The following is a 24,351-nucleotide window of genomic DNA, read 5'->3' on the forward strand; positions in this document are numbered from 1 at the left end:
GGTAGGCGGGCGGCTCGGTGGGCTCCGGCACGGGGGACGGTTCGGTCGGTGTCCGCCGCTCGGTGGTGGCGTTCGTCCCGGTGACCGGCTGCTGGGTCTCCGGTGTCCGCTGCTGGGCGGTGGCTTCCTCTCGCGCCTCCAGCCAGCGGAGGGTCGTCTCGTGCAGGCTCTGCGGTGTCGTGCCGCTCCCGTAGGTCGTGTTCCGCAGGTGCCGACCCAGTTCCCGGAGGATCGCGGGGTCGGTCCGCAGCGTCCGGTCCGGGCGGGTGCTCAGTGCACGGTGGATCGCGTCGTAGTGGTCGGCGGCGGACGGACCGCTGCCGAGCACCTCGCGGAGCGAGGTGTCCAGTCCGCGCAGGAAGACGTTGACGCGCTGGTAGCGGACGGAGCCGAGCAGTTGCGACCCCGGTGCGCCGCCGCCCGCCTCGGTCCCCCGCATCAGCGACGGCAGGTGCTCCACCAGGCGGGCCAGTGCCACATGGCCCGCCGTTCCGCGCAGCCCGAGGCCGTCGAACTGGCCGTTCATCAGGCGCACCCACCGGTCCGGCGGCGTCCAGCTGGGACTCTCCAACTGACCTTCGCTCCGGCGGAGGACGTACAGCTGCCGCACCTCCTGGCCGAAGAGGTGGTGCAGGTCCAGCGGGTCCATGCCGAGGGCGCGGGCGGCCGCGTACACGGTGGAGCGCAGCGCGTCGTCGGGGAAGAAGCGGCGGCCGAACGCCCTGTCGGTCTCGTCCGGTCCGCTGCGACCGGTCAGCCAGTCCGTCACGACCGACGCCCGCTCCTCCGCCGTCAGCTGCCGCAGCTCCTCCGGCGTCCGCCCGTCGGCGCGCGCATGGCGCAGGAAGTCCAGCAGGTCGGCCAGGGTGAGGCGGAGACCGCGGTCGGCGAACCAGCCGAGGTCGGTGGGGTGCAGGCCCAGCAGGTCGAGCCGGGCGCGCAGCCGGTACTCGCCGAGGTCGGCGCGGGAGCGCGGTGCGGCGTCGCCCAGCCAGGTCAGCTCGTCGGTGAGCACGGCGAGCGCGTCATGGCTGATCCCGAGCGTGCGGGCGAGGTCGGTGAGTTCGGCGGGGAGCGCGCCCGTGTCGAGGACGAGGAAGAGAGAGGCGGGCGGCAGGTGCGCGTGGTCGACGGCGCGGCGGACGAGTGCGCTGATGCGGTCCTCGTCCGGCGTGCCGCGCAGGGCGCGGTCCAGCACCCGGGCGCCGTCGGTGCCGAGCGGCAGGGTGCCGTGCCCGTCCAGCCCCTGCCGCCAACCGGCCAGCAGAGGGTGGAACCGGTCGGCTTCGGACGGCTGTGTGGTCGCGACGGTCCGTACGGATTCCGTGAAGCGGTGGAACACCTCGTGCGGCAGTCCGTTCCCCCACTCCGCGAGATCGCTGAACCAGGACAGGTCCCGCAGGGTCAGGCCGTGGCTCTTCAGATGGGCGACGAGCGCCGCGGCGGTCCGTGCCGCGCCCCGGGTCTCCAGCAGGGCGAGGACGGAGTCCTGGTCGAAGTAGGAGAGCGCCCCCGGGTGCCCCCGGTCCCCCGCCACCCGCAGCAGACTCGACAACTCCACGGTCCACAGGGCCCACCGGGTGGCACTCCCGGAACCCAGCGTCCGGCCCCCGAAGCGCCCGGAGCCCGTAACGACCTCGTCCTCCTGCCCACCACGCCGCTCACCGACGACCTGATCCTGCGGCTCGTCCACCTCGTGGACGGGCAGTTCGTCGGTCGGTTCGTGGGTCGGTTCGTCGGTCGGTTCGTGGGTCAGATCGTGGGTCAGATCGTCGATCGGTTCCTCGGTCAGGTCCCCGGCCAGGTCCTCGGTCAGCTCATGCTGCTCGTCGGTGAGTTGGTCGTGCTGGCCCTCGGCCTCGTGGACGGGCAGTTCGTCGATCAGCTCGTCGGTCAGTTCCTCGGCCGACTCGTACAGCAGTTCCTCGGAGAGTTCGTCGCTCAGCTCGTCGGAGAGTTCGTCGGCCGACTCCTCGACCGACTCCTCGGCCGATTCGTCAACCGGCTCCTCGATCAGTTCCTGGACCGGCTCCTCGACCGGCTGGTCGATCAGCTCCTCGACCGGCTGGCCGTCGTCGTGCGGCTCTTCCCCGGTGTGGGGGGCCGGGTCCGTCTGCGGTGCGGGAGGGGTGGGGGCGGTGAGCGGTACGGGCACCAGATCCGTGGGGACCGATGCCGTCTCGTGGGCGTACAGGACGAGTGTGTTGGCCTCGCGGACGGCGGCCATCAGGCCCTCGGTCAGCAGGGCGCGCGCGACCCGGTCCCGTGCGGTGTCGTCCAGCCTCTGACGGCCCAGGACCTGGTACGTATTCATCAGCCAGTCCGCCAGGGCGCGCCGGGTGGTGATGCCCGCGGGACCGGTGAGGTCCCACAGCAGGTCGGCCGGGGCCTGCCGCAGCTGTGCGGCGATCCGCCGGAGGTGGCTCGGCACCCCCTGAAGCTGCTCGGCCAGCGCCAGCACGTCGGTCGGGGACAGCCGGGCGGCCGTGGGACCCTCCTCGGTGCCGTGCACCACCGCCACCAGGTGGCGGGCGTCGAACCAGGTCTGCCCGTGCTCCTGCCACAGCGCCTCGTACCGCGCCCGGTCGATGCCGAGCTGTGCGGCGCTCCAGGTGACCGCCAGATCCTCGGGGATCCGGCTCCAGACCTGGTGCCGCAGGGGGCTGTCCAGCGCGTCGTACCCCGTGGCCGCGAGCGGGCCGCCCGCCGTCGCGGCCAGGTACCGGCCCAGCTCCGGGAGGTCGGCCAGGTCCGCACCGGCCGTCTCCATCACCCTCAGGAGCTGGTGGAGCTGCTGGAACCTCCGCACCCGCTCCTGCTGTTGTTCCTCCGCGGACAGCTCCGCCGGCATGGGCGCCTCGGTGTCCACCCCGTGCTCCACGAACAGCGGCAGGATCTCGTTCACGACCAGGTCGCCGAGTTCCCTGCCGTTCCGGTGCGCTGCCAGAAAGGTGTCACGCAGCGGCCGCATCAGCCCGTAGTCCTCCGGTTGGAGGCCGAAGCTGAAGGCCGTCCGCAGCAGGCCGACGGCGACCGTCGGCGGGATCTGCAGCACCGCGGCGAGGTGGTGCAGCTCCCGGAGCGGGAAGCCCCCTGTCCACATGGCGAGTTCCAGCAGGGTCCGCAGCTCCTGGATACCGGCGCGGTAGGTGCCCCCGCCGGTGTCGAGCCCGCGGAGGTAGTGCACGATCTCCGGGATCTGTACGCCGCTCTCCCCCAGCGCGGCGTAGGCGTCCGCCGTCAGGGTCAGCTGGTACTGGAGCCAGACGGCGAGGCCCTGCGTCACGTCCTGCTCGTCCGGCTGCGGCAGCGGCGTCCCGTCCTCGGCCCGCGCCGTCAGCGGGAAGCGGAACTGCTCCGACGACGACAGCTCGTGTTCCTGCGCCATCGTGTCCAGGTACTCCGCGGCCTCCTCGATGTCCATGTCCGCCAGGTTCGCCAGGCTGTTGCCGCCGGTGAGGGTGTCGGGTTCGGCGCGGGCGGCCCAGCGGAGCAGGGTGAGCAGGCCGCCGGGGAGGATCCGGCCCTCGCGGCGGGAGACCGCGGACAGCCGCTCCTCGTCCAGCGAGCCGACGGCCTCGGCGAGGCGGTAGAAGGCGGCCCGGGTACGCGCGTCCACGGCGCCGCCCAGGAACATCGCGTCCTGGAGGTGCTGGTCGATACCGGCTCCCCAGAGCCGGAAGCTCTCCATGAAGTGGGTGTGCGCCACCGACTCCTCGATCTGCTCCGCGTAGGCGACGGCCCGCTGGAGACCCTGGGTGATTCCGGCGGGGGTCGGCTGCACCGCGTGGTAGTGGTGGAGGACCGCGCCCCCGCGTCCGTACTCCGACAGCAGGTCGTCGAAGGCGTGGAGGGCCGCCTCGAAGTCACCGGCCCGGCGCAGCGTCTCGAAGCCGCTCCGCCGCCACTGGTTTCCGCCGCGTTGGGGGGAGACGGCCCAGAGCAGGGCCGTCAGCGTCTGGGAGGGCGCGTACCACTCGCCGTCCCACCGCTCCTCCGCGCGGACCGGCCCGGCCACCGCGGGGTCGCTCAGGAAGTGGTAGAGCCAGGCGCGGTCGGCGGCCGAGTACGCCCCGGCCGCGGCCAGCGCCTGCTCCAGGAGGTGCTGGACGCCCGGATCGGCGGGCAGCGCGAACCGTCGCAGGAAGGCGGCCCGGGCCATCGGCTCGTGCCCGCCCGCCGGCTCCTGGCCGCGGCCCCAGCCGGGCCAGAGCGACCAGTGCACGGACGGATCGGGGTGCGCCGGGTCGTGGACCGGTGCGGGCGGATCGAGGTCACCGCCCGGGCCGGTCCCGGACGGTTCCGTGTACGTCGGCGGCGGTACGTCGTCGTGGAGCTCCGGGGGCCGCCGGTCGGAGTCGTACCGTTCCGGCGGGTCGTAGGGCGGCGGGGCGGTGTCCGGGCCCCGGTATCCGGCGGCCCACTGCCGTACCAGGTGGGCGAGCGGCTGGGCGAGGAGCCAGCTGAGGGTGAGTCCCCTGCGGTACGGGGGGCGCCACAGCGCGGTCACCCAGTCCACCGGCGGGGTCTGCTCACGTGCCGTCAGGAAGAGGTGGTCGGCGAGGTCGGCGAGGGCCTGCGGTGTGCTGCGCAGGGCCGGGCGTTCGTGGAGTCCCGCGAAGACCGACGCCATGATGCGGGCCCAGGGCCGGGATTCGCGCAGCGCCTCAAGGGAGAGGTGCGGGGGCAGCCAGTTGCTGTCGCTCGTGATCCGGTCGTCCGTGGGCCGGAAGGACCGGACGAAGATCTCCGCCGCGCGGTACGCGGCCGTGCCCGGGTACCACCCGGCGTCGGCCCCGGGCGGCGGCGGGTTCCCGACGCCGTGGGTGAAGAGCTCCTGGTGGCTGCCGACGAAATGGAGGAACGCGGCGCGGTCGGCCGGACCGCGCAGCCCGATGCCGTGCAGGCGGCCCTGGAACGCGTCGAGCACCTCCTGTGTCGGCAGCCAGCCCTCGACCGCCCCCGATTCCTGCCGCCGGTGGTGGACCGACTCCAGGTCCGGGCGGAAGAGCTGCACGAGGTCGACGACGTCGATGCCGAGCGCCTCGGCGAGATGCGCCGCGGTGTCGGGCAGACCGTTCGGGACCGGCCCGCCGTGGGCCAGCACGGTCCGCGCCAGAAGCACCCGCTGCTGGTGGCGCCGCACCGCCCGGGGGTCGGCTTCGGGCGGGGGCACCTGCCCGGTCCGCAGCGCCTCGGCGGTCCGGGCGGCCAGCGCCGTGTGCTCCTCCGCCGCCCTGGCCGCCTCGGTGGCCTCGGCCCGCTGCCACGCCCTGACGTGCTCCTGAACCGCTTCGGGGCTGCCGTCGCGCAGGGCACTGACGGAGGTACCGGCCTGTTCCAGATGCCGCCGGAACGCCGCGAGGTCGGACAGGGAGAGGCCCTGCAGCCCCGCGAACCAGCCGAGGTCCCGGGGCTCGAACCCGACCATCGCCAACCGGTTGATCAGCGTGATCGCGGGGATCAGGACCTGCTCACCGGCCGACAGGTCACCGGCCCAGGAGATGAGGTCGGAGACGGGGAACAGCTGCTCCGGGGTGAGGTCCAGCCGCCGCAGCATCCGCCGGTACCGCTGCGGCGACAGACCGAGGCGGACCGGCAGCCACTCGATCGCGTCCGGCATCCGCCGGTGCTCCGTCAGGAAGCGGAGCAGCATCGCCATGGTCCCGGTCGTGGTGATCCGGTACTCGTGGGCCAGGTGCAGCAGGTCGGAGCCGTCGACCGTGTGCGGCAGACCCTCCCAATCGTCGATCAGACGGGCGACCGCGTACGGTACGCGCAACTCGTCGGCGAGGAGCCAGTAGTTCTCCTGGACCGTGAGTTGAGCCGTGAGTGCGGCGGGGCGGCCCACCTCGCCCTGGCCGTTCCCCTCCTCGTCCTCCTCCGGGATCGTGGGCAGCGGACGCCGCTCGCCGCCGGGCGGCGTTCCCCCGCCGGGCGGACCCGGCTCGGAGGCGCCGTCGCTGAGGAAGAACGGCTGGTACCGGTCGTCGCCGCCGAGCGCGCGCCAGGTGTCCAGCGCCGACCGCTGTGCGGCGGGCGCGTCCGTGGGGAAGTGCCGCATCGCGCCCGTGAGCATGAGGTGGTCGGCGAAGCTCTGCACCGAACCGGACGTCGGCTCGGCACCGGGCGGGACCGGCGTCCAGCTGAGCTGTTCCGTCCGGGCCACCCGCAGCAACGCCCGTCGCTGTGCGGGCGTTTCCGCGCCGAGGGCGGCGAAGTCGCGGCGGAGGGTGTTCACGAACTCGTGGTGGGCGCGGGCCGGACGGAAGCGGGACGGCGGCACGGAGCCGCCCAGGGCGCGCAGCTGCTCCGGGAAGAGGTATGCGAGGTCGCGCGGGTCGGCTTCGAGGTCGCGGGCGGCGCGGTAGAGGTCCTTGACGTCGGACATGCCGAGGCTACGGGCCAGCTCCGGGATGTCGGACGGGAGCCGCCCGATGCGGTGGCTGAGGGCGATCAGACGGCTGATGTCGCGGACGCCCAGTTCGGTGGCGAGCGCGTGGAGCCGCTCCGGGTCGGCCCAGGCGTTCTCCATCAGGTCCCGGACCGCGCGGGGCGTCATCTCCAGGCGGGCGGCCCAGTCCTGGATCTCCCATGCGGTCAGCGCCCGGGGCCGGGGGACGGCGCTCTCGGTGGCGTACGCGGGCAGGGGGTCCCGCAGGGCCCTGTTGCGGTGGTCGAGGAGGAGTTCGTCGAGACGGCTGGGGTGCATCGCCCGCAGATGTGCCGCCAGGCGCGAGGACGGGAGACGGTCCGTGTCGGCGACGTACCGCAGGAAGGCGCGCATCGTGCCGTGCTGGATACGGTTGTCGCTGCTGTGGATCATGGGGTCGGAGTCGGGCCACGCCATCGACTCGCGGGCGGCGAGCGCGAGCAGCCAGGCGGCGTCGGAGCCCCCGTTGCCGCGTACGGACGCGCCGTAGCGCCGCATGTGCCGCTCGATCCCGACGATGAACTCCGCCGGGGCGCGGAGCAGATTCTCGGAGTTGACGGCGCGCAGCGAGTGCGGGAAGGCCGATGCCAGGTGCCGGGGGTCGATGCCGGTGTCGCGGGCGATGCGGTACAGGTCCTTGACGACGGGCATCCCCAGCTCACGGGCGAGCTGCGGGAGGTCCGACGGGATCCGGCCGAGGGTTTCGGAGAGGTCCGCGAGGTGTGCCATGTTCCGTACGCCCAGCTCCCGGGCGAGCGGGACCAGCAGCTCCGGCCGGAACCAGGAGTACGCGGTCAGCGCCCGGAAGCGGTCCCGGGACAGCCCGACGGCCCGGGCGCCGCGGCGGATCTCCTGCGGGGAGTGGACGCGCGGCGCCTCGTACGGCGGCAGCTCCGGCCGCTCCGTCGGGTGCAGCGGCACGGTGCCGGAGGTGGCGGACTCGACGTCCTCCCGCCCGAGCACCGACTTGTACGAGGGGGGCTCGTCCGTCGGCTCCTCGGTCTGAAGCTCCGTCAGCTCGTGGGTCGGGTCCTCGGTCGGCTCGTGGGTCGGGTCCTCGGTCGGCTCCTCCACCGGCTCGTGGGTCGGCTGGTGGGTCGGCTCCTCCGCCGACTCCTGGGAGGACGGTCCCGCCGGGGGCAGTTCCTGGTCCCGGTCCGTCAGCAGATGGGGGGCGGTGTGGTCCTCGGGTGCGGCCAGCAGCGCGTTCCAGGTGGGGACCTGCTCGTCGATCAGCTCCTTGACCTCGGTGAGCTGTGCGCGCAGGGCGGACGGGGAGACGCCCAGGGAGAGAAGGTCCTCGGGGACGGCGGTGAGCAGCTCCTCCAGCGCGGCGAGCTGTTCGTGGGCCCACACCGCGAGGTCGCGACTGCGGCGCAGGGCGTCGTGGCCGGGCTCCGCCAGGGTGTCCGCGGTGTCCACCACGCCGCTGCCGACGCTCTCCGCGAGGCCCGGGTGGCTGAGTTGGGCGGCCAGCTGCATCCGCAGGTCCGTCCAGTGCGCGACGACGTCGTGCCAGGTCTTCGCGGCGTGGTCCGTCGCCGACCCGGTCAGCAGCCGGGACAGCTCGGTGAACTTCGCCCGGTCCGCACCGAATTCCGGGTGGTCGCTCGCGGCTGCGGCGGTCGGGGCGGTCGGCTTCGCCGCCCGGGGCTGCGGGGTGACGACCGGCTCGGTGCCGGGCGGCCGACCGGTGTCCGTCCGCTGCGGGGTGAAGACACGGAACTCGCCGCGCTCGCCGCCCTTCTCGTAGGCGAGGGCGAAGCAGTACTCCTCGCCGGGCAGCACCGTGGCACGGGTGGTGGGCGCGATGGTCTCCATGCCCGTCGCGTCGGCGATCTCCTGGGCCGCGAGGCGCCCCGAGGGGCCGACGGTCGCGGCGTCGCAGGAGAGCAGCAACAGCTGTGCCCGCGCCCCGTACTTCTGCTGCATCCTGACGAAGCTGTCGCGGCGCTTCAGCCCCTGCCCGGCATCCTCACCGCGGAGGGCGCGGGTGGCGCCCGTACCGGACATCAGGGTGACGCGCCCGGCGCCGCCGTGGAAGAGGCCCACATACATCGGGCGGGCGGGATCCCACACGACCGGGGAGAGGCCGTCCGCGGGCACCTTGCCGCTCTTGCCGTCGGCGCTCAGCTCGTAGTGGGCGAACTTGGTCTTCGACAGGTCGATCAGGGTATGCAGGGAGCCGCCCGCCGCCAGCGCCTGCGGGCTCAGGAACGCGCGGCCGATCTTCCGGCCGGTGCGGGCGTCCCGGATCTCCTGGTGCTGGACGTCCTTGAGCTGGATCTGCCCGGCTTCGTGCTTGTCCGTCTCGAACGTGGGCAGCGACAGTTCCTCGTCGTGGAACTCCTCCCGGCTGTCCCGCTCCTCCTCGTCCGGCCGGGAGACCGGGTCCTCCTGTTCCGTGAGGTCCTGTTCCGTGAGGTCCTGGACCGGGGGCTCCTGGACCGGCGGCTCCGGCGGGGCGGACTTCTGTACGGAGACGTCGCGGACGGACCGCCCGGAGAGGGCCGAGAGGATCTCGTCGTCCTCCAGGAGGGAGACCTGCGGCGGGTCGTGCCGGACGACGCTGACCGGGGTGTTCGGGCTGACCGGCGACGGCGCCGGGAAGCCGCCGGTGTCACCGGCGAAGTGGTTGTGGCCGTTGTAGCGGAAGACGACGGTCGGGCCGCCGGGCGGGCCGAGCCGCGTCTCGTCCATGCCGAGCACGGGCCGGTGGACGTGGACCCCCACGCCGAACGCCTCGGCCAGCAGCGGCAGCAGCAGCTCGCCGTAGTGCTCCGCCATATACGCGTTCGACCACTTGGCCGCGGTCTTCCGCAGACCGTTGAACTCCTCGGCGGTCCAGCCCGGCGACTGGTCCCAGACGTACGCGGCGAACGACTGCAGGTCGGTGGAGGAGAGCGCGTCGAGGGCCGCGGCCAGCGCGTCCGGCCCGACCGGCTCCGTCCCGCCGGGGCGCCACTGTGTGAACAGAAGGCGGAGTTCGTCGGTGCCGCCGGTGCGCTCGTACACCTCCCGGAGGCGTTCTTCCCTGGTCGGGACCCGCCCGGGCGTCGTCCGGTGCATACGGACCTGCCGCCGCGCGGCGAAGGACCGCGGCAGCTCGCTCACCCGGGTGCCGAGGAAGGCCATGACGTGCTGGTGGGCGAGGCCCACCGCGCGGTCGAAGGCGGCGCGCCCGGGGCCGCCGATCGGGCGCCGCGCGGCGGCACGCACCGCCTCGGCGTCGCCGAGCAGCCGGTACACCTCGGGGTGCCCGGTGAGATCGAGCTGGTCGCGGACGTGACCGGGCGCGCCGACCAGCAGCGCGGAGATCTGGCACCAGCCGTCCTCGGGAACGGACAGCTCGGTGCCGAGAACCGGCAGGGGCCAGGTGGCCGACTCCTCCGGGACGTGCGAGATCGGCTCCTCGGAGACGTGCGGCGTCGGCGGCTCCTGCGGGGTCGGCGGCTCCTGCGGCGTGGGTGTCAGGGCCCGTTCGGACGCCGCGGACTTCGGGGAGGGCGGCGTGGGTGTCAGGGCCCGTTCGGACGCCGCGGACTTCGGGGAGGGCGGCGCGGACTTCAGGGAATCCGCCGACGGATTCGGGGAGGGCGGCGCGGACTTCGAGGAGTCCACCGACGGATTCGGGGAGGGCGGCGTCGTGGGGTCGGAGTCCGGTTGCCCGGATTCCGGGCGCGGGATGAGCGCCTTGACCGTGTCCTTCTCCAGCACCACCGTGACCGCCGGGACGCCGAGCTTCCGCGTCCCCTCGGGGCCGCCGGGGTGGAAGACCTCGACGCCCACCTCGGGGCGTACGACATGGACCTCGACGCCGTGGACGAAGGCGAAGAGCTGCGGCGCCAGGAAGAAGTCGTCGAACTCGTTCTCGTCGGGGCCACCGCTGCGCAGCGGGCTGTCGGACGGGCGCTTCAGCTGGAGGGCGAGGAGCTTGACGCGGGCGGAGTGCGGGAGACCGACGTTGCCGTGGAGCGTGCCGTCCTGGAGGAACTCCTTCTCGTGCGGCGGGGTCAGCCGGATGCCGCCCGCCGGGAGCCTCTTCTCGGAGGTGCTCAGCAAGATCCCGGCCGATTCGAGTTCGTCCTGGGTGAAGCGGTCGCGTCCCGGGTCGATCTGGAGCCAGGTGTTGCCGGTGGAGCCCGGGGCGCCGAGCCAGGAGTCGTGGTTCTCGCCGTCCCGGAGCAGCCGGTCGGCGAGCGCCTCGCGGAGCGCCCGGGCGATCTCCTGCGGGGTACCGGTGTGCGGCGCCGTGGCCAGCGGGGTGCCGGTCGCCGCCAGCGCGCTCAGTGCGCTGTTCAGCGCGAGGAACAGGCCCTCGCCCCGGGTCCGTTCCGGGTGCTCGGTGTCGTGCGGGTCGAGGACGTCGTGGACGGTGCCGTCGTCGCCGACGTAGGTGGTGGGGTCGTCGTCCCCGCCCCCCGCCCCCCCGGCGGTGAACTGCACGGGGGTGTCGAACGCCGCCAGCTCCTCGACGGCGAGGCGTGCGTCCTCGCCGAGGTCCTTGACGAGCGGCGGCTCGGGGAACGCCGAGGGCTGGAGCGACCGGGCGAACTCCAGGGCCTGCCGCTCCTGCCGGACGGTGCGCTCCAGCTGTTCCACGGCCGCCAGATGCTCCCGCACCCGCGCGAGCGCCTCCGCGGCGTGCGGACCGCCCGCGGCCTTCTCCAACGCGTCGCGGGCGACGTCCAGCCGGGCCCGCAGCTCCGCGAGGCGGCCGTCGAGGTCGGTGAGGCGGACCAGACCGCCCTTGCGCAGCTCCTCGGCGTACTCGGTGAGCAGCGCGGCGTCCTCGTCGCCCCGGGCGGCGGCCGCCCGGATCTTCGCCAGTTCGGCGTCGATCGCCTCCCGGATCTGCCGGGCGGCGGTCAGCGCCCGCTCGTGGGCCCGGCGGAGGTAGGCGTCCTCCCCCGCGCGCAGCACACCCTGGCGCCGCGCGGACTCCTCGTCGAGCGCGTCCGCGGTGTCGAGCGGTTCGGCCGCCTTCTCCTCCAGCACCAGGGCGAGCGCCTGGGCCATGAGCTTCTCGCGGAGTTCGGCGTGGGCGGGCGGCACCGCGCCGCCGGTCCAGATACCGCCCTGCGACTCGGCCTGCGCCACCAGTTCGTGGACGGCGGGGTCCGTGAACAGGTCGTCGACGGGCGGGGCGGGCGGCCGGGGCGTGGTGGCGTCCTCGACGGCCACCACCGGCCGCCGGGTGGTCTTCTCCTCCTTGTCGTAGGTGTACGCGGTGGGCTTGCCCTCGGCGTCCGGGTTCCCGGCGTTGCGCTCGTGCCACTCCCGCAGCGCGTCGGCGCTGACCCGGGCCCGGTGGAGTTCGGTGCGCAGCCGCGCCAGCTCGGCGCGGAGACCGGCACGTTCGATCTCGTGGTCGACGAGGCGGCGCAGCGCCGAGCGGTAGGACCCGGCCGTGACGTCGTCCTGCGAAGTGGTGGACGTGCCGTCGGCGGTGCGCCGTCCGCGCTCGCGGAGCGCCTCGTACAGCTCCTCGTAGCGCTTCTCGATCCGGACCTCGGCCTCCTGGTACTCCTTCTCCGTCTCGACCAGCTTCTCCCGCAGGTCCTTGACGTGGTCGTACGCCGTACCGACGGCTTCGGGGAAGGTCGTGTCGTCGAGGAGTCCGGCTTCGCGCAGCACCCACTCGGGGACCAGCGCCAGCACGCCGTCGTCGGAGGAGAAGGTGGTGCGGGCGGAGCCCTCCAGGGTCTCGATGTGGTCGCGCAGCAGCGCGGCTTCCTCGTCGGGACCGGCGGTGGCCAGCTTCTGCTTGAGGCGGTCCACGGTGCGCTGCAGCGCGGTCGACGCGGGCAGATAGGGCGCCATGGCGGCCTTGAGGGCGGCGGCGCCGGACTTGAGGCCGTGCTTGACGACGGTGGCGCCGACGAGGAAGTCCAGCGGGACCTCCACCAGGAACCGGCGTTCCGCCTTGGGGGCCACCACGGAGTTCACGGAGTTGGCGAAGGCGCTCTGCGAGGTGGCGACGTCGCTGCCCTGGAAGGCGGGCGGGGTGGCGCGGTGGGAGAGGTTGCCCGCGTCGTTCACGGTGTACGAGGGGACGGCACCGGCGCTGAAGCTGGACGCCGCGGTGTACCCCTCGGCGTGCTGGAACGTCTGGGTGATCCGCTGGTCCTTGGTGACCGTCGCCTCGTCGAGGACGCCGAGGATCCGCGGCCGGTCGCTCTTCGCCCGGGCGTGGACGGTGACCGTGGCGCGCGAGGAGCCGGACCAGGAGCTGTCCTCGACGGCGGGCTGCCGCCATCCCGCACCGAGCGCCTCGGAGATCATCTCGCGCAGCGCCCGGGAGGTGTTCTGCAGGTTGAGCTGGCGTGCCGCGCCGGTGCCGGGCCTGGTCAGGCTGCTGCCGCCGACGGCGCGGCGCCGTGCGGGCGGGGTCCCGGGGGTCTGCTTCTTCCCCGACGTGGTCAAGGTGGTGGTCTTCCCGGCGGCGGCGTCGACCGCGGCGGTGACCTGACGGAGCAGTTCCTGCGCGCCGTGGGCGTCGAGGAAGACGGTGTGCTCGTGCGCCAGGACGTCGGTCAGGGCGCTGTTCCGCTGCCGCCAAATATTGGGCGCGGCCGGTTCGTTGGGCGGCTGTGGCGTCGGCTGCGGGGTCGGTCCCTGCGTCAGCTGCCCGTCCTGCGGGGTGGGCTGCGGGTCCGTCTGCTGCTGGTCCGTCTGCTTCGGCCGGGTGACGGCGGGCTTGAGCAGCGTCTCGGGGTGTCCCTGGATCAGGGAACCGGCGTCCTCGGAGACCTGGACGACCTTGCCGGAGTCGTCGATGTGGGTCAGCTCGATGCGGTAGCCGACGAGGTAGTCGACGTAGGGACCGCCGAAGGTGAGCGTCCCGGTCTTGCTGACCGCGTCGGTGCGGGTCACCGACCGGGTCGTGGTGGCGGTGACGTTCGCGCTGACCGGGAGGCCGACGCCGACGGCACCGGGCTGCCGCTTGCCCTCGGGGGTGTTGGGGTGGGTGGCCGGGGTCTGGGTGCTGGTCAGCCCCAGGCTGACCGCCTCGGACCGGGAGAGCGCCTGCGAGCTGGTGTAGGAGACGGCGCGGTCCTCGTCGACCGAGACGTTGTAGAGGGTCGTCAGATACTCCGGGGTGCCCTCCTGGATCAGCCGCAGCCAGACGCCGCCGGTGAGCGGGATGCCCTCGCGGACCAGCTGGTAGTGGAGACCGCCGTTGAGGGCGTCGGGGGTCAGCAGGGTGTTCAGCTCGGTGCGCAGCGCGGCGCGGCGGCCCATGCCGTCCGCCGGGAGCACCGACTTCGCCTTGCCCTCCAGCGCCTTCACGAACGACTCGACCACCGGCCCGGTGTCCAGCGCGCCGCGTACGGAGACGAACGAGGGCAGCTGCCGCGGCGCCTCCCACTGGGAGCGGTGCGACAGCGTGCCCAGGCCGTTGGCGACCCAGCCCAGGCTGCGGGCGTCGTCCAGGGTGAAGACGGAGGTGTGGTCACCGGCGACCGTGACGGCGCCGGAGAGACCGGACCCGCCCCCGCCGACCCGCAGGGACTTCAGCTGCGCGCTGACCGCCCAGGTGATCGCCTCGTAGCCGACCATCGCCATCCGGCCGGTACGCGCCTCGGTGAAGGTGACGCCGACGGAGAGGGAGTGCGAGGTGGTGTGGGTGTTGCTGCGGTTGTAGAGCGTCCACACCACGCCCCAGCTCTGCGACTCCTGGGTCGCCCCCGGCTCACCGGCGTGGAAGGCGGTGCTGCCGGTCACCTGGCCCTGGATGTTGAGGGTGCGGGTCTCCGAGATGCCGGTGCCGACGCTCAGCGCGCTCGGGATGGCGTGGCTGGCGGAGAGGTTGGTGTCGACAATGTCGCGGACCACCGGGCCCAGCGGGTAGGCGTTGAGCTGGAGCCGCGTCTCGAAGCGGAAGGCGCGGCCGCGGTGGTGCAGCATGTCGAGGGTGCGGCCGCCGTGCACCGCGGAGTCGAACTGCGCCTCCATCTGCTCGACGAAGGCCATCAGGTCGCCGTACTCCTGCGAAGCGCGGTAGGTGAGCCGGTCGTTGAGGTGCGTCGAGACGGCGCTGAGCACCTCCTTGGTGAGCGCGGCGATGTACGGGCCGTGGCCGTTGCGGACGTGGGCGTGGAAGGCGTTGACATGGGAGCGGGACGGCCGCGCGTGGTCGACCAGCGCCTTGGCCGCCGGGGCGGTCCACTTGGTGACGCCGTTCTCCGGGGTGTGCAGGGTGTTGCGGGCGATCTCCAGCGCGGTGGGCCGGTGCGGGGTGGGCGCGGTGGTCGGGTGCGGGGGCGCGCCGGGCGGCGGGGTGGGCCCGGCGAGCGGGCTCGGTGCGCGGTAGGGCTGACGCAGGTTGTGCGGCATCAGCGAGTCCGGCTGGAAGATCAGGACACGGACCTTGCCGATGAGCCTGCCCTCGTTGTCCCGGCCCAGTTCGATCTGGTGCGGGGCGATGTCGAAGAGTCCGTCGGCGAGGGTGCGGAGCAGTTTCCGGGTCGTCCCGTGGTGCTCGGCGTCGAGGTGCAGCACGCCGACGGCTTCGTAGGCGTGTGAGCCCTTGCCGGTGCTGAGGGAGTACTCGGTGCCGGTCTCCAGTCCGGTCTCGGACTTGCGGCTGGTGCTGCCGCCGTAGGTGGCGGAGAAGCCACCCATCACGAGGTTCGTGAGGGCGACCGGCTTGACCCCGGCGTCGGCGGTGGCGCCGATGTGCCAGTTGGTCTGCGTCTCGGTGGACTGGCCGAGGGTGCGGGCGCCGGAGGTGCTGCCGGAGGAGGTGACGTCCCGCCAGAGCCCGGCGTAGGAGAGCCGGTCGAGGGTGAGGCTCATCGCCACGGAGACGCCTTCGTGGCGGAAGAGACCGGAGCGGCGGAGCACGACCATCGGGCCGGACGTCTCGACGGTCAGGTCGTCGAGCGGCTGGAGCGCGCGCCGGATGAGCTTGGCGCCCTGGGTCTCGACGCTCGTCGCGCCGTGGTGGCGGAGGAACGACTGGTCGTTGGCGAGCGCGCGGCGCTGCCGGGAGTTGGGCTTCGGGTACGCGGTCGGGCCGGTGCTGATACCCAGGCGCTTGGCGAAGGCACGGACGGTGTGCTTGGCGACGAAGCCGGGGTGGAACTTCCGGTTGCCCGGCCCGGGCTCCGCCGGGAGCATCTGCCTGACGTGCCGCTTGTCGTTGTTGACCAGCGCCCGGCGGGCGGCCTCCCGCAGCTGGCGGGCGAGCGGGCGCGGGTCGCTGGGCGTCGTCGCGGTGACCGGCAGTTCGGAGTTCTGGGAGGGCTGGGTTTCCGGCTCCGAGAAGCTGCCGGACTCCGGAGGCGTCTGCTCCTCCTCTTCCGGCACGGGGAACAGCCGCCGCCCGGTCGGGGTGGTCGGGGAGCCGGGCGGGGTGCCGGGGATCCGGGACGTGCCGGAGCTGTTGGCCGTGTCGACCAGGGAGTCGGGACGCCGCCTGCGGAGGAACTTCGAGGTGGCCCCCGGGGAGCCGGTCGCGGGCACGGACACGGTCCGCCGCATCGGCTGCCGCTTCCCCTGCATTGCACCGCCGGCGCGGCGGCTTCCGAAGGCCAGCACCGACGCGGCGCGCTGCGACAGCGGACGCGGCGACGGGCGCCGCGGGGGCCGGGACTCGACGGTGGGGGCGTTGATCCGGATGTAGTTGTACGAGCTGAGCAGCAGCTTGAGGTGGTCGGCCAGCTCCTGCGGATCCTGCGGCGGGACGAAGTCCGGTACGTGCAGGTCGTTGGGGCTGTCCTTGCCGGTCATACCGGGCAGGGCCAGCGGGTCGCGCTGCTTGATCACCCGGTTGGGGTCCAGGTCCGCCCATTCGCGGGCGGAGTCCATGGGGGTGCGCAGGACGGTGTGGGCCACGAAGCTCTGCTGGAGCGGCGGTTGGTTCCCGGTCCGCAGCTCCTTCGGGGTGTCCAGCTGGCTCAGCTCGTAGCCGGGCCGGAACCTGACGTTGATCCTCAGCTGGTACGCGTAGAGCCCCTGGGCCGACTTGTCGGAGAGGCCGATCTGCACCTGTCCCTTGCCGGAGGAGGTCATCGTCCGGCTGGTCGCCGCGCCGAGCTGGGTGTTCAGTCCGGCCTGGGCCCGGGCGGGGCCGTTGTACGCCGGGCCGCCGGAGAGGTTGACGGTGAGGCTGTTGTTGATCGTGTTGCTGTGGTCGTCGCCGACGGCGGTGTTCTTCTGGACCTTGGTCTCGCTCTCCTGCGCCGCGATCGTCTTGACGAGGGTGGCGTCCACGGAGCGGACGATGTCGATGCTGTAGGTGAACACCCCGATGGTGTTCTGCTGGTTGTCGACGACCTTGATCTGCTGGATGTCGCCGCGGATGGCGGGGACCAGGTTCTCGTGCAGGGTGAAGGTGGAGAACCGGTGCAGGATCTCCGCCATCCCCGGCATCTCGGGCGTCATCTGGCCGTGCACGGTGGCGACCTGGACCGCCCAGTCCGGCAACTCCTGGGAGACGACGAGGTGGTCGGCGGAGACCAGGTCGGGGAAGACGCCCTGCGGCAGGGTCAGGGACTTGGGCAGACCGGTCGGGGCGACCGGCGGCTTCGCCGTCAGGGAGTCCGGGACCCGCCAGGACCAGCCGCTGTCGACGGCGATGCGCACGGGGGCGGCGCCGGTCGGCCGCCGCTCACCGCGCGCGTTCAGGGTGTACGTCCGGCCCTCGTACAGCACATGGTTGACATAGGTGTGCGACGGGCCTTCGGAGCCGACGGTGCGGGTGTCGGTCGAGGTGACCGAGTGCGCGGTGGTGTGTGTCGCCTGGTTGATGTTGCCGGTGGCGGCGACGGTGATCATGCCGGTGGCGACGCTGGGCATCATCACACCGGTGTTGATGCCGATGGCGTGGCTGGACGCCTGGACGTGCGAGGTGGCGTCCTTCTGGTTGCTGCGCTGCCCGCCCTTCACCTTGACGGTGACGGCGTCCTCGTAGCGGGAGTACGTACCGTGGTTGAGGGCGCTGAGGGCGAACAGGCCCCGACCGCCGGTGACGGTCTCGTAGAGGACGAACGCGCCGTTGCCCAGGGAGGTCGGCAGCTGTCCGGCGCCGCTCTCCGGGTGGGGCAGCAGGGTGTGCGGGCGGTGGACGAGCAGCGTGAGGATGTCCTCGCGCAGCTTCGCGCGGGCGCTCCGGGCGACGTCCGTGACGCTGTTGGCGAGCCGGTCGGCGACCTTCCCGGCCTCCCGCAGCTCGATCTCGGTGCCGCCGACCAGCGACGCGTGCTCCTCCAGGGCGGTGCCGTCCTCGAAGGTGGTCCGGGAGCCCTTCCGGTAGACCTTGCTGACGTCGGTGGGCGCCAGGTCGAAGAAGACCGGGCGGTCGTTGTCGCGGTCGTGGATGTCGAGGATCTGCTCCTCGACGGGTGTCGTGGAGAGCTTGCCGTCCTCGTCGCGGGGGGCGAAGACGACCTCGCGCTGGAGGGCCTGGAGCAGGTCCTTGTGGTGGGCGATCTGCTGCGCCTGCCAGGCGTCCACCCCGGAGGTGCTGACGGGGTGGCGCAGCAGATCCTGCTCCAGGAGGTAATTCTGCAGCTCCTGCCCCGAGGAGACGTGCGCCAGCCACTCCTTCAGCTCGTCGGCGGTCAGCGCGTCGGGGCGCACCACCTTGGCCTTGGCCTTGTCCTTGTCCGCGGTCTTGTCTGCGGCCGTGGCCTTGTCTGCGGCCTTGTCCGTGGCCGTGGCCTTGCCCTTGTCCTTGGACTCGGTGGGGGGCGTGGCCGCGGGCTGGTTCCCGGACCCGCTCGCGGCGGCCGGGTACCACGTGCCGCCGAGCGGTTCCGGCACCGGGCGGCCCTGCTCCCGGTAGAGCCGGGCGCGCTCGGCCTCCAGCGCCAGGATCTTCCGCTGGATACGCCGGATCCGGTCGCGTTCGTCGTCCGCCGCGTTCTGCTCCGTCGTGGCCGGGGTGGTCGGCGGCACCGGCGGGGTCTGCCCGAGCTGCCCGCCCTGGGGGGCCGGGGGGTGCTGCTCGTCCTGGTTCCGGTTCTCCTGGCTCTCCTGGTTCTCGGTGGGCCGGGTGTCCTGCTGGGCTCCGTTCGTCGGTGCCTGCTGGACGAGGTGCTGGTCCCGCACCTCGCGCCGCAAGGGCTGCGCCACCGGCGGCTGCGGGACGAAGTCCCGGGAGGTGAGGGCCTGTTGGACGGCGGCGGGGTCGGGCATGAGGTCGGGGAACCAGTCCACGTCCTCGTCGCCGCCGTCCCGCATCCCGCGCAGCGTCTCGTCCAGGTGGAGGAGGCGGCCGTCGGCGTCCAGGTCGATCGAGGTGAAGAGCGTTCCGTCGGTCTGCCCCGGGAGCGGGGTGCCGTCGTCGGCGTACACCCAGACGGTCCGGCCGTCCTCCGGTGCCTTCAGCGCCCGGCCGGTCCGGGGGTCGAGCCAGAGCAGTGTGCCGTGGTCGTTGACCGCGTGCAGCCGGACGGTGGTGGCGCCGTCCGTGCTGCCGAAGACGTAGGAGACATTGCCGTGCCCGGCCGTACCGGACGACGTCAGCGCCTTCCTGACCCCGGCGACGGCCGCCTCGGACCCCCACCACCGCTGCTCACCACGGGCGTGCCGCATCCGCCGGGCGGCACGTTCGCGGTCGATGGACGAGGAGGTGGCGACGGAGCTTTCCGAGGACGTGTCGTCGTCCGCCGCCATCCACTTCCGCTGCCGGACCGTGGCGGTCGTGGGCTCGTACGAGGTGCCCTGGCCGGGCGGGTCCTGACGCTGGAGCATCCGCAGCCGCCGGTCCAGCTCCTCCTCGACGCTCTCCTGGTGCGGAGGCGTGTCCGTGCCCGGCGTCTCCTCCTCCGCACCGGCGGGCTCCTTCCGCCGCAGCGCCGCCAACCGGCGCTCCATCTCCTCCTCGACGCTCTCCTCGTGCACCGGAGGCGTGTCGGTGCCCGGCGTCTCCTCCTCCGCACCGGCGGCCCCGTCCCGCCGCAGCGCCTCGAACCGGCTGAGCAGCGACTCGTCCCAGGCGTCCCCCTTGGGCGAGGAGGTGATGGACGTCATCTCGTCCGCGTCGGTGGTGGAGGTCAGTCCGTCATCGGTGGTGGGCTTCGGCGGGGTGACGGCGTCGGTCGGGTCGTGCTCCAAGAGGTGCGGGGCGGTGTCGGCGTGGGAGACGAGGGCGGCGTCGGTCTCCGGTGTGGGGGCGGTGGTGCCGAAGCGGTTGCGGTGGGCGCTCTCGTGCTGGAGCCAGTGCGCCGCGTCGAGGTCGTCCGGCCCCCAGGTCTTCTGGAAGGTGGTGAACCAGTCCTCGCGGGTGCGGGAGCCGATCCGGGTCAGGTCCTCCTGCGCGATGCCCCGACCGCCGGCCGCACCGTGGAAGCCGGTGGCCCAGGAGTCCAGACCGCCGGTGGCGCTGATCTCGAAGTGCAGACGGCTCAGCAACTCGTCGCTGAGGCTGCGGCGGCCGTCCGCCCAGGTGACGAACGCCTGGCGGAGCGCGGACCCCTCGTCCGTCCGCGCACCGCCCGCGCTCGGCTGCCCGTCGTCGCCCGCGGAGCCGTCCTGCTGCGGGGCGGCGTCCGGGTTCTGCCCGGCCGCATCGTGCTGCGGGGGCGCCGCCGGGACCTGCTGCGGGTCCGCGTCCCCCGGCGTCACGGGCTCCGTGGCCCCGGCGGGCGGGGTGGCCGTGGGGTGCTCGTCCGCCGCGCGGCCGAAGACCGTGTCCAGCGTGAAGACCGCGTCGAACTGGGCCGTCACCCGCTCGACATGCTCGGTGACGAACCGCTTGCGGGCGTCGTGGGCGAGGTGCTCGGCCTCGTCGGCGGCCAGCGCCTCGGCCTCCGCGCGGGCCACCCGCTCCACCTCGGCCCGCGCCACCGCGAGCGCGACCCGCTGCCGCACCACCTCCGGCTTCAGATACTCCGACAGGAGCACATGCGGGAACGCGGCGTCCCGGGTCCCGGCGGCCCAGGCGTCGAGCTGCTGGTGCAGTACGTCGCCGAGCTTGCGCGCGGCGGTGTGCCACGCGTCGAGGGCGGCGGTCCCCGTGCCGTCCAGCCCGAAGTCGTCCTTCAGCTGCTGCCGGACGTCCTCGGGCAGCCCGTTCAGCGCCTCGCCCCAGGATTCCGCCGCGTCCTGGGCCGCCGAGAAGGCCTCCTTCGCGGCCGTCTCCTTGGCGATCTGCAGCTCCAACTCAAGGTGCAGATCGGCCTCGTGGGGCGCCCGGAGCCGCTCCCAGCTCTGCTCCGACGGACCGGAGCCGGTACGCGACCCGTTGCCCGCGGCGCCGTAGTGGTCCAGGCGGTCGCGCAGATAGCGGTCCAGCCACCGGCGGCGCAGCAGCTCGCGGCCACCGTCGGAGAGCTGCGAGGCGGTCGCGGGGGCCACCGCGCCGTCGGACTCCGTCACCTGCGTCGCGGGACGGAGCGCGGCGGACCGCGCCGCCCCGTTGAAGATCTCCTCCGCGGCGTGGTGGTGGACCACGTCCTGCACCGCGTCGCCGAACGCCTTGTACAGCTCCGGCAGCGCACCGGCGAGCGCCTCGCCCACCGCACCGGCCTGCCGTCCCAGGTGCTGCCGGAGCGTCGCGGCGCTGAACGCGCCCTCGCTCAGCGCGTCGAGCGTGGCGATCAGCCGCTGCGGATCGGTCCGCAGCGCGCCGTTGCCGATCAGCTGCTCCACGACGGCGGCGGCATGCTGCTCGAAGGCGTACACCGCCTCGTCCAGGGCCGTTCGGCCCCGGGTGTGCGGCGCCGGGGTGGCCTCGTCCGTCTCCGTGTCGGAGCTCTTCGGGAACACGGTGGCGGGGTCGATCTCGTCGAGCAGGGCGCGGGTCTCGGGCGGGAGGCCGCCGCGCCAGTTCTCGAAGGCGGCCTCGGCCCACCCGGAGAGGTGTTCCAGGGCGTGCTCCCGCACCCAGGCGCGGTCGAGGTGGGCGCGGAGCCCGTCGGCGGTGGCCAGCGACTCGTCGCCGCCCGCCTGGAAGTGCTGTGCGGCGCGCTCCCGTTCCCGGTCGTACAGGCGGGTCAGGACGCGGGAGCGCAGCTCCTGGTCGGCGGCGTGGAGCGGGGCGCCGCCCAGCCGGTCCGTGGCCCACCGGTCGAAGACGTCCTCGAAGAACGCCATCCGCAGGGCGTCCTGGTGGGCCTGGGAGAGTTCGGCGTCGTACCAGCCGGCCATCCGCTTCTGTTCGGCCTGCCAGCGCGTGGCGCGGGTCGCGGCGTCCTCGTGGGTGGACCACTGCGGCGCCTGCGAGAAGTGCTGCTGCGCCTCGGCGCTCGCGGTGAACTCCGTCAGCAGATCGGCGTGGAGCTGTGTGAGGAACTCCTCCTGCTCCTGCCGGAACGCGGCCTCGGCCGCCCGCTGCTTCTCCTCCGGCGTCGGCTCGACCGTGGGCTGCCCGTCGGTGGACGCGTCGGTGCCCGGGGTGGGGTCCCCGGTCCGCCGCTCCTCGTCGGTGGGGGCGTGCTGCGGTGGCTCCTGCTGCTGGTCGGTCTTCCTCCGGAGCAGCTGTTCCTGGATCCACTCCTGCCGCTCCCGCTCGGTCAGCGGACGCAGTGCGCCGGTGTCGTGCAGGTGCGGGGCGGAGACCTGGTCGCCGTCGACGGTGGCCTCGTGGCGGGCGGCGCGGACCCGGATCATACGGTCCACCAGCGCGGTCACCGGCTCGTCGCGGAGCGGTGCGCCGCCGCCCTCCCCCGGCGTGTGCGGGGGCGTCGCGGTCGGGCTGCCGCCCTCGGTGACCACGGGATGCGGGGTGCCGGGGGTGGCCGTGGGGTCCGAGAGCCCGGCGGTGTCGTCGGTGCTCGCCGTCGGGTGCTGGACGGGCGGGGCGGGCGGTGTGTCGCCGGACGCGGTGACGGGGTGCGAGGTCGAGGTGGTGGTGTGCTCGACCGGGGTCCCGGTCGGGGTCTCGGTCGGGGCGGACTTCTGGTGGCTGGTGGTGACGATCTTCCGCGGGGACGGCGGCGGGACGACGGTGTTGCTGGTCGATCCGCCGGTCGTACGGTTGCCGCCCGGCGGTGTCTCGTCCCGGGTGACGGGGGTGTGCTGCTGATGCGGGGTGGTGCTGCTGCTCTGCCCGGCGCCCGGCGTGCCGGAACCGGGCACCGGGGACTGCCCGTCGGTCACCACCGGCGTCACGGGCGTCACGGGGGTGGTGGCCGTATCGGTCGAGGCTTCGGTGGCGGTGTCGTTCTTCGGGTCGGCGAGGGAGTGGGTGTCCTCGTCGGTGACGGAGGCGGTCTCCACCGGGTGCGCGGCGGAGGTGCCCGCCGTCGGGTCGGTCGTCGGAGGTGCCGTGGCCGTCGCCCCGTCGGAGCCGCCGGTCGACGCGCCGTCCGACCCGCTGTCGTGGAGGACGGAGGAGGCGGAGTTCTGGTCCGTGGTGCTGACGGTGGGGACGGTCGGCGGGGCGGCGGGCGGCTCGGCCGTCATCGGTCCGACGGCGTTCGACGTCGAGGGGCCGAAGATCTGGTCCTTGAAGCTCTTGAGGCCGCCGGTCACCGCGCCCAGCGCCGGGTGGATGACGTGCTTCTGCACCGGCGGCATCGCGTACTCGCCCAAGCCACGACCGGCCGCGCCCATGGCCATACCGCCGAGGAACGCGCCGCCCGTCGTCTCGAACTTGCCGGTGTAGACGTAGTTGACGACCGCGTCGGAGAGGGCGTTGTTGGCGCCGTCCGTGAGCGTGCCCGCGGCGGTCCCGGCCAGGCGGTAGCGGAGGTTGCCTTCGAGGTGGTCGCGGAGTGCGGCGTGCATCGCGTCGGGCACCTCGTGCGTGAACACCTTCACGCCGTCCGCGCCGAGCTGCTTCTCGTACCCCTTCAAGGTGGTGCTCAGGGCGTCCTTGACGGCGTTCCGCTCCGCGTCGGTGCCCCAGTTCTTGACGACCTCCCGTCCCCAGGTGCGGCCCAGCTCCCGCGCCTCGCTCTCGGCCAGGCCCTTGGCCTCGCCGCCGAACGCCTTGCCGCCGCCGAGGTGCTTGGCGAACAGGTCGCCGGTCTTCTCGGTGAAGGCATGGGCGATGGTGCCCTTGCCGCCCTCCAGGCCCTTGCCGAAGCCCTTGGACAGCTCCGCCTGGGTGTTGCTGATGAGCTTGCCGAAGTCCCTGCCGAACGCCTGGCTCTCGGCCTTGCCGAGCGCGTTGCCCAGCCCCACTCCCACGCCTGCCTTGGCCGCGCCGCCGGTGGCGGCGTGCTCGAAGACGTCGGCCAGCTCCTTGCCGAGCGCACCCGACACCCCGGTGCCGATCTTGTTGCCGATCCACTTGCCGATGCCCACGCCGACCAGGTCGAACGGGGCGGCGATGGCACCGCCGATCGCCCCGGCCACCGCCGCCTGCGTCAGCAGCTTCTGGTCGAAGCCGTCGCGGTGGCCCTGCCCGATCTGGATGCCCTGGACGGCCGCGTCCACGGCGGCGCCCACCCCGGCGCCGATGGCCGCCTGTGTGGCGATGGACCGCAGCAGCGCCATGATCAGGTTCCGGATGAACTCCCGTACCAGCGTGTACTCGAAGCTCAGGCCGAGCATCACCTCGGGACCGAAGAAGAAGCTCAGGAACGCCATGGCCGCCTGCATCGCGATCAGGGCGATGGCCTGACCGATGATCGACCACTTGGTGTGTTCCACATCGGTGGCGGTGTCGCGGGCGTTCTTCGCCAGCTGCTCGCACTGCTTCGCCGAGGCGTCCAGGATCGACTGGTCACCGTTGCAGAGGTAGTCCACCCAGTCCGCGAACTTCTGGGCGCTCTCCCCGCTGAAGTTCAGATTGACGCCGCGCGCGATGTCGACGAAGTACTCCTCCGCCTTCCGCAGGTCCCCCGCGGTCCGCAGATACGCGGCGTCCGCCTCCCGCAGCAGGTCCTCGTTGGCCTGCGGCCATTTCATGCCCAGGGTGTTGAGGAGGTTGATGATGTCCTGGGAGGGCATGAGGGCCACGGCCGACCCCTTTCTGGAACCACGGGCGGCGGGCCCGCATGACGGAGTGCACGGCG

Annotated in this window: 1 protein-coding gene (cut by a window edge); it reads right to left on the reverse strand. The window is 73.1% G+C overall.

The features are described from left to right. Positions 1–24,286 carry the 5' portion of a protein-glutamine glutaminase family protein gene (locus tag IF23_RS0104015; protein WP_245654880.1) on the reverse strand. Its footprint begins 17,690 nt before the window's first position, so 24,286 of the gene's 41,976 nt are visible here — the first part of the coding sequence; the start codon lies at positions 24,284–24,286; the stop codon falls past the left edge of the window. Positions 24,287–24,351 lie beyond the last annotated feature (65 nt).

The sequence above is a fragment of the Streptomyces catenulae genome (genome assembly GCF_000718015.1).
Lineage (GTDB): Bacteria > Actinomycetota > Actinomycetes > Streptomycetales > Streptomycetaceae > Streptomyces > Streptomyces catenulae.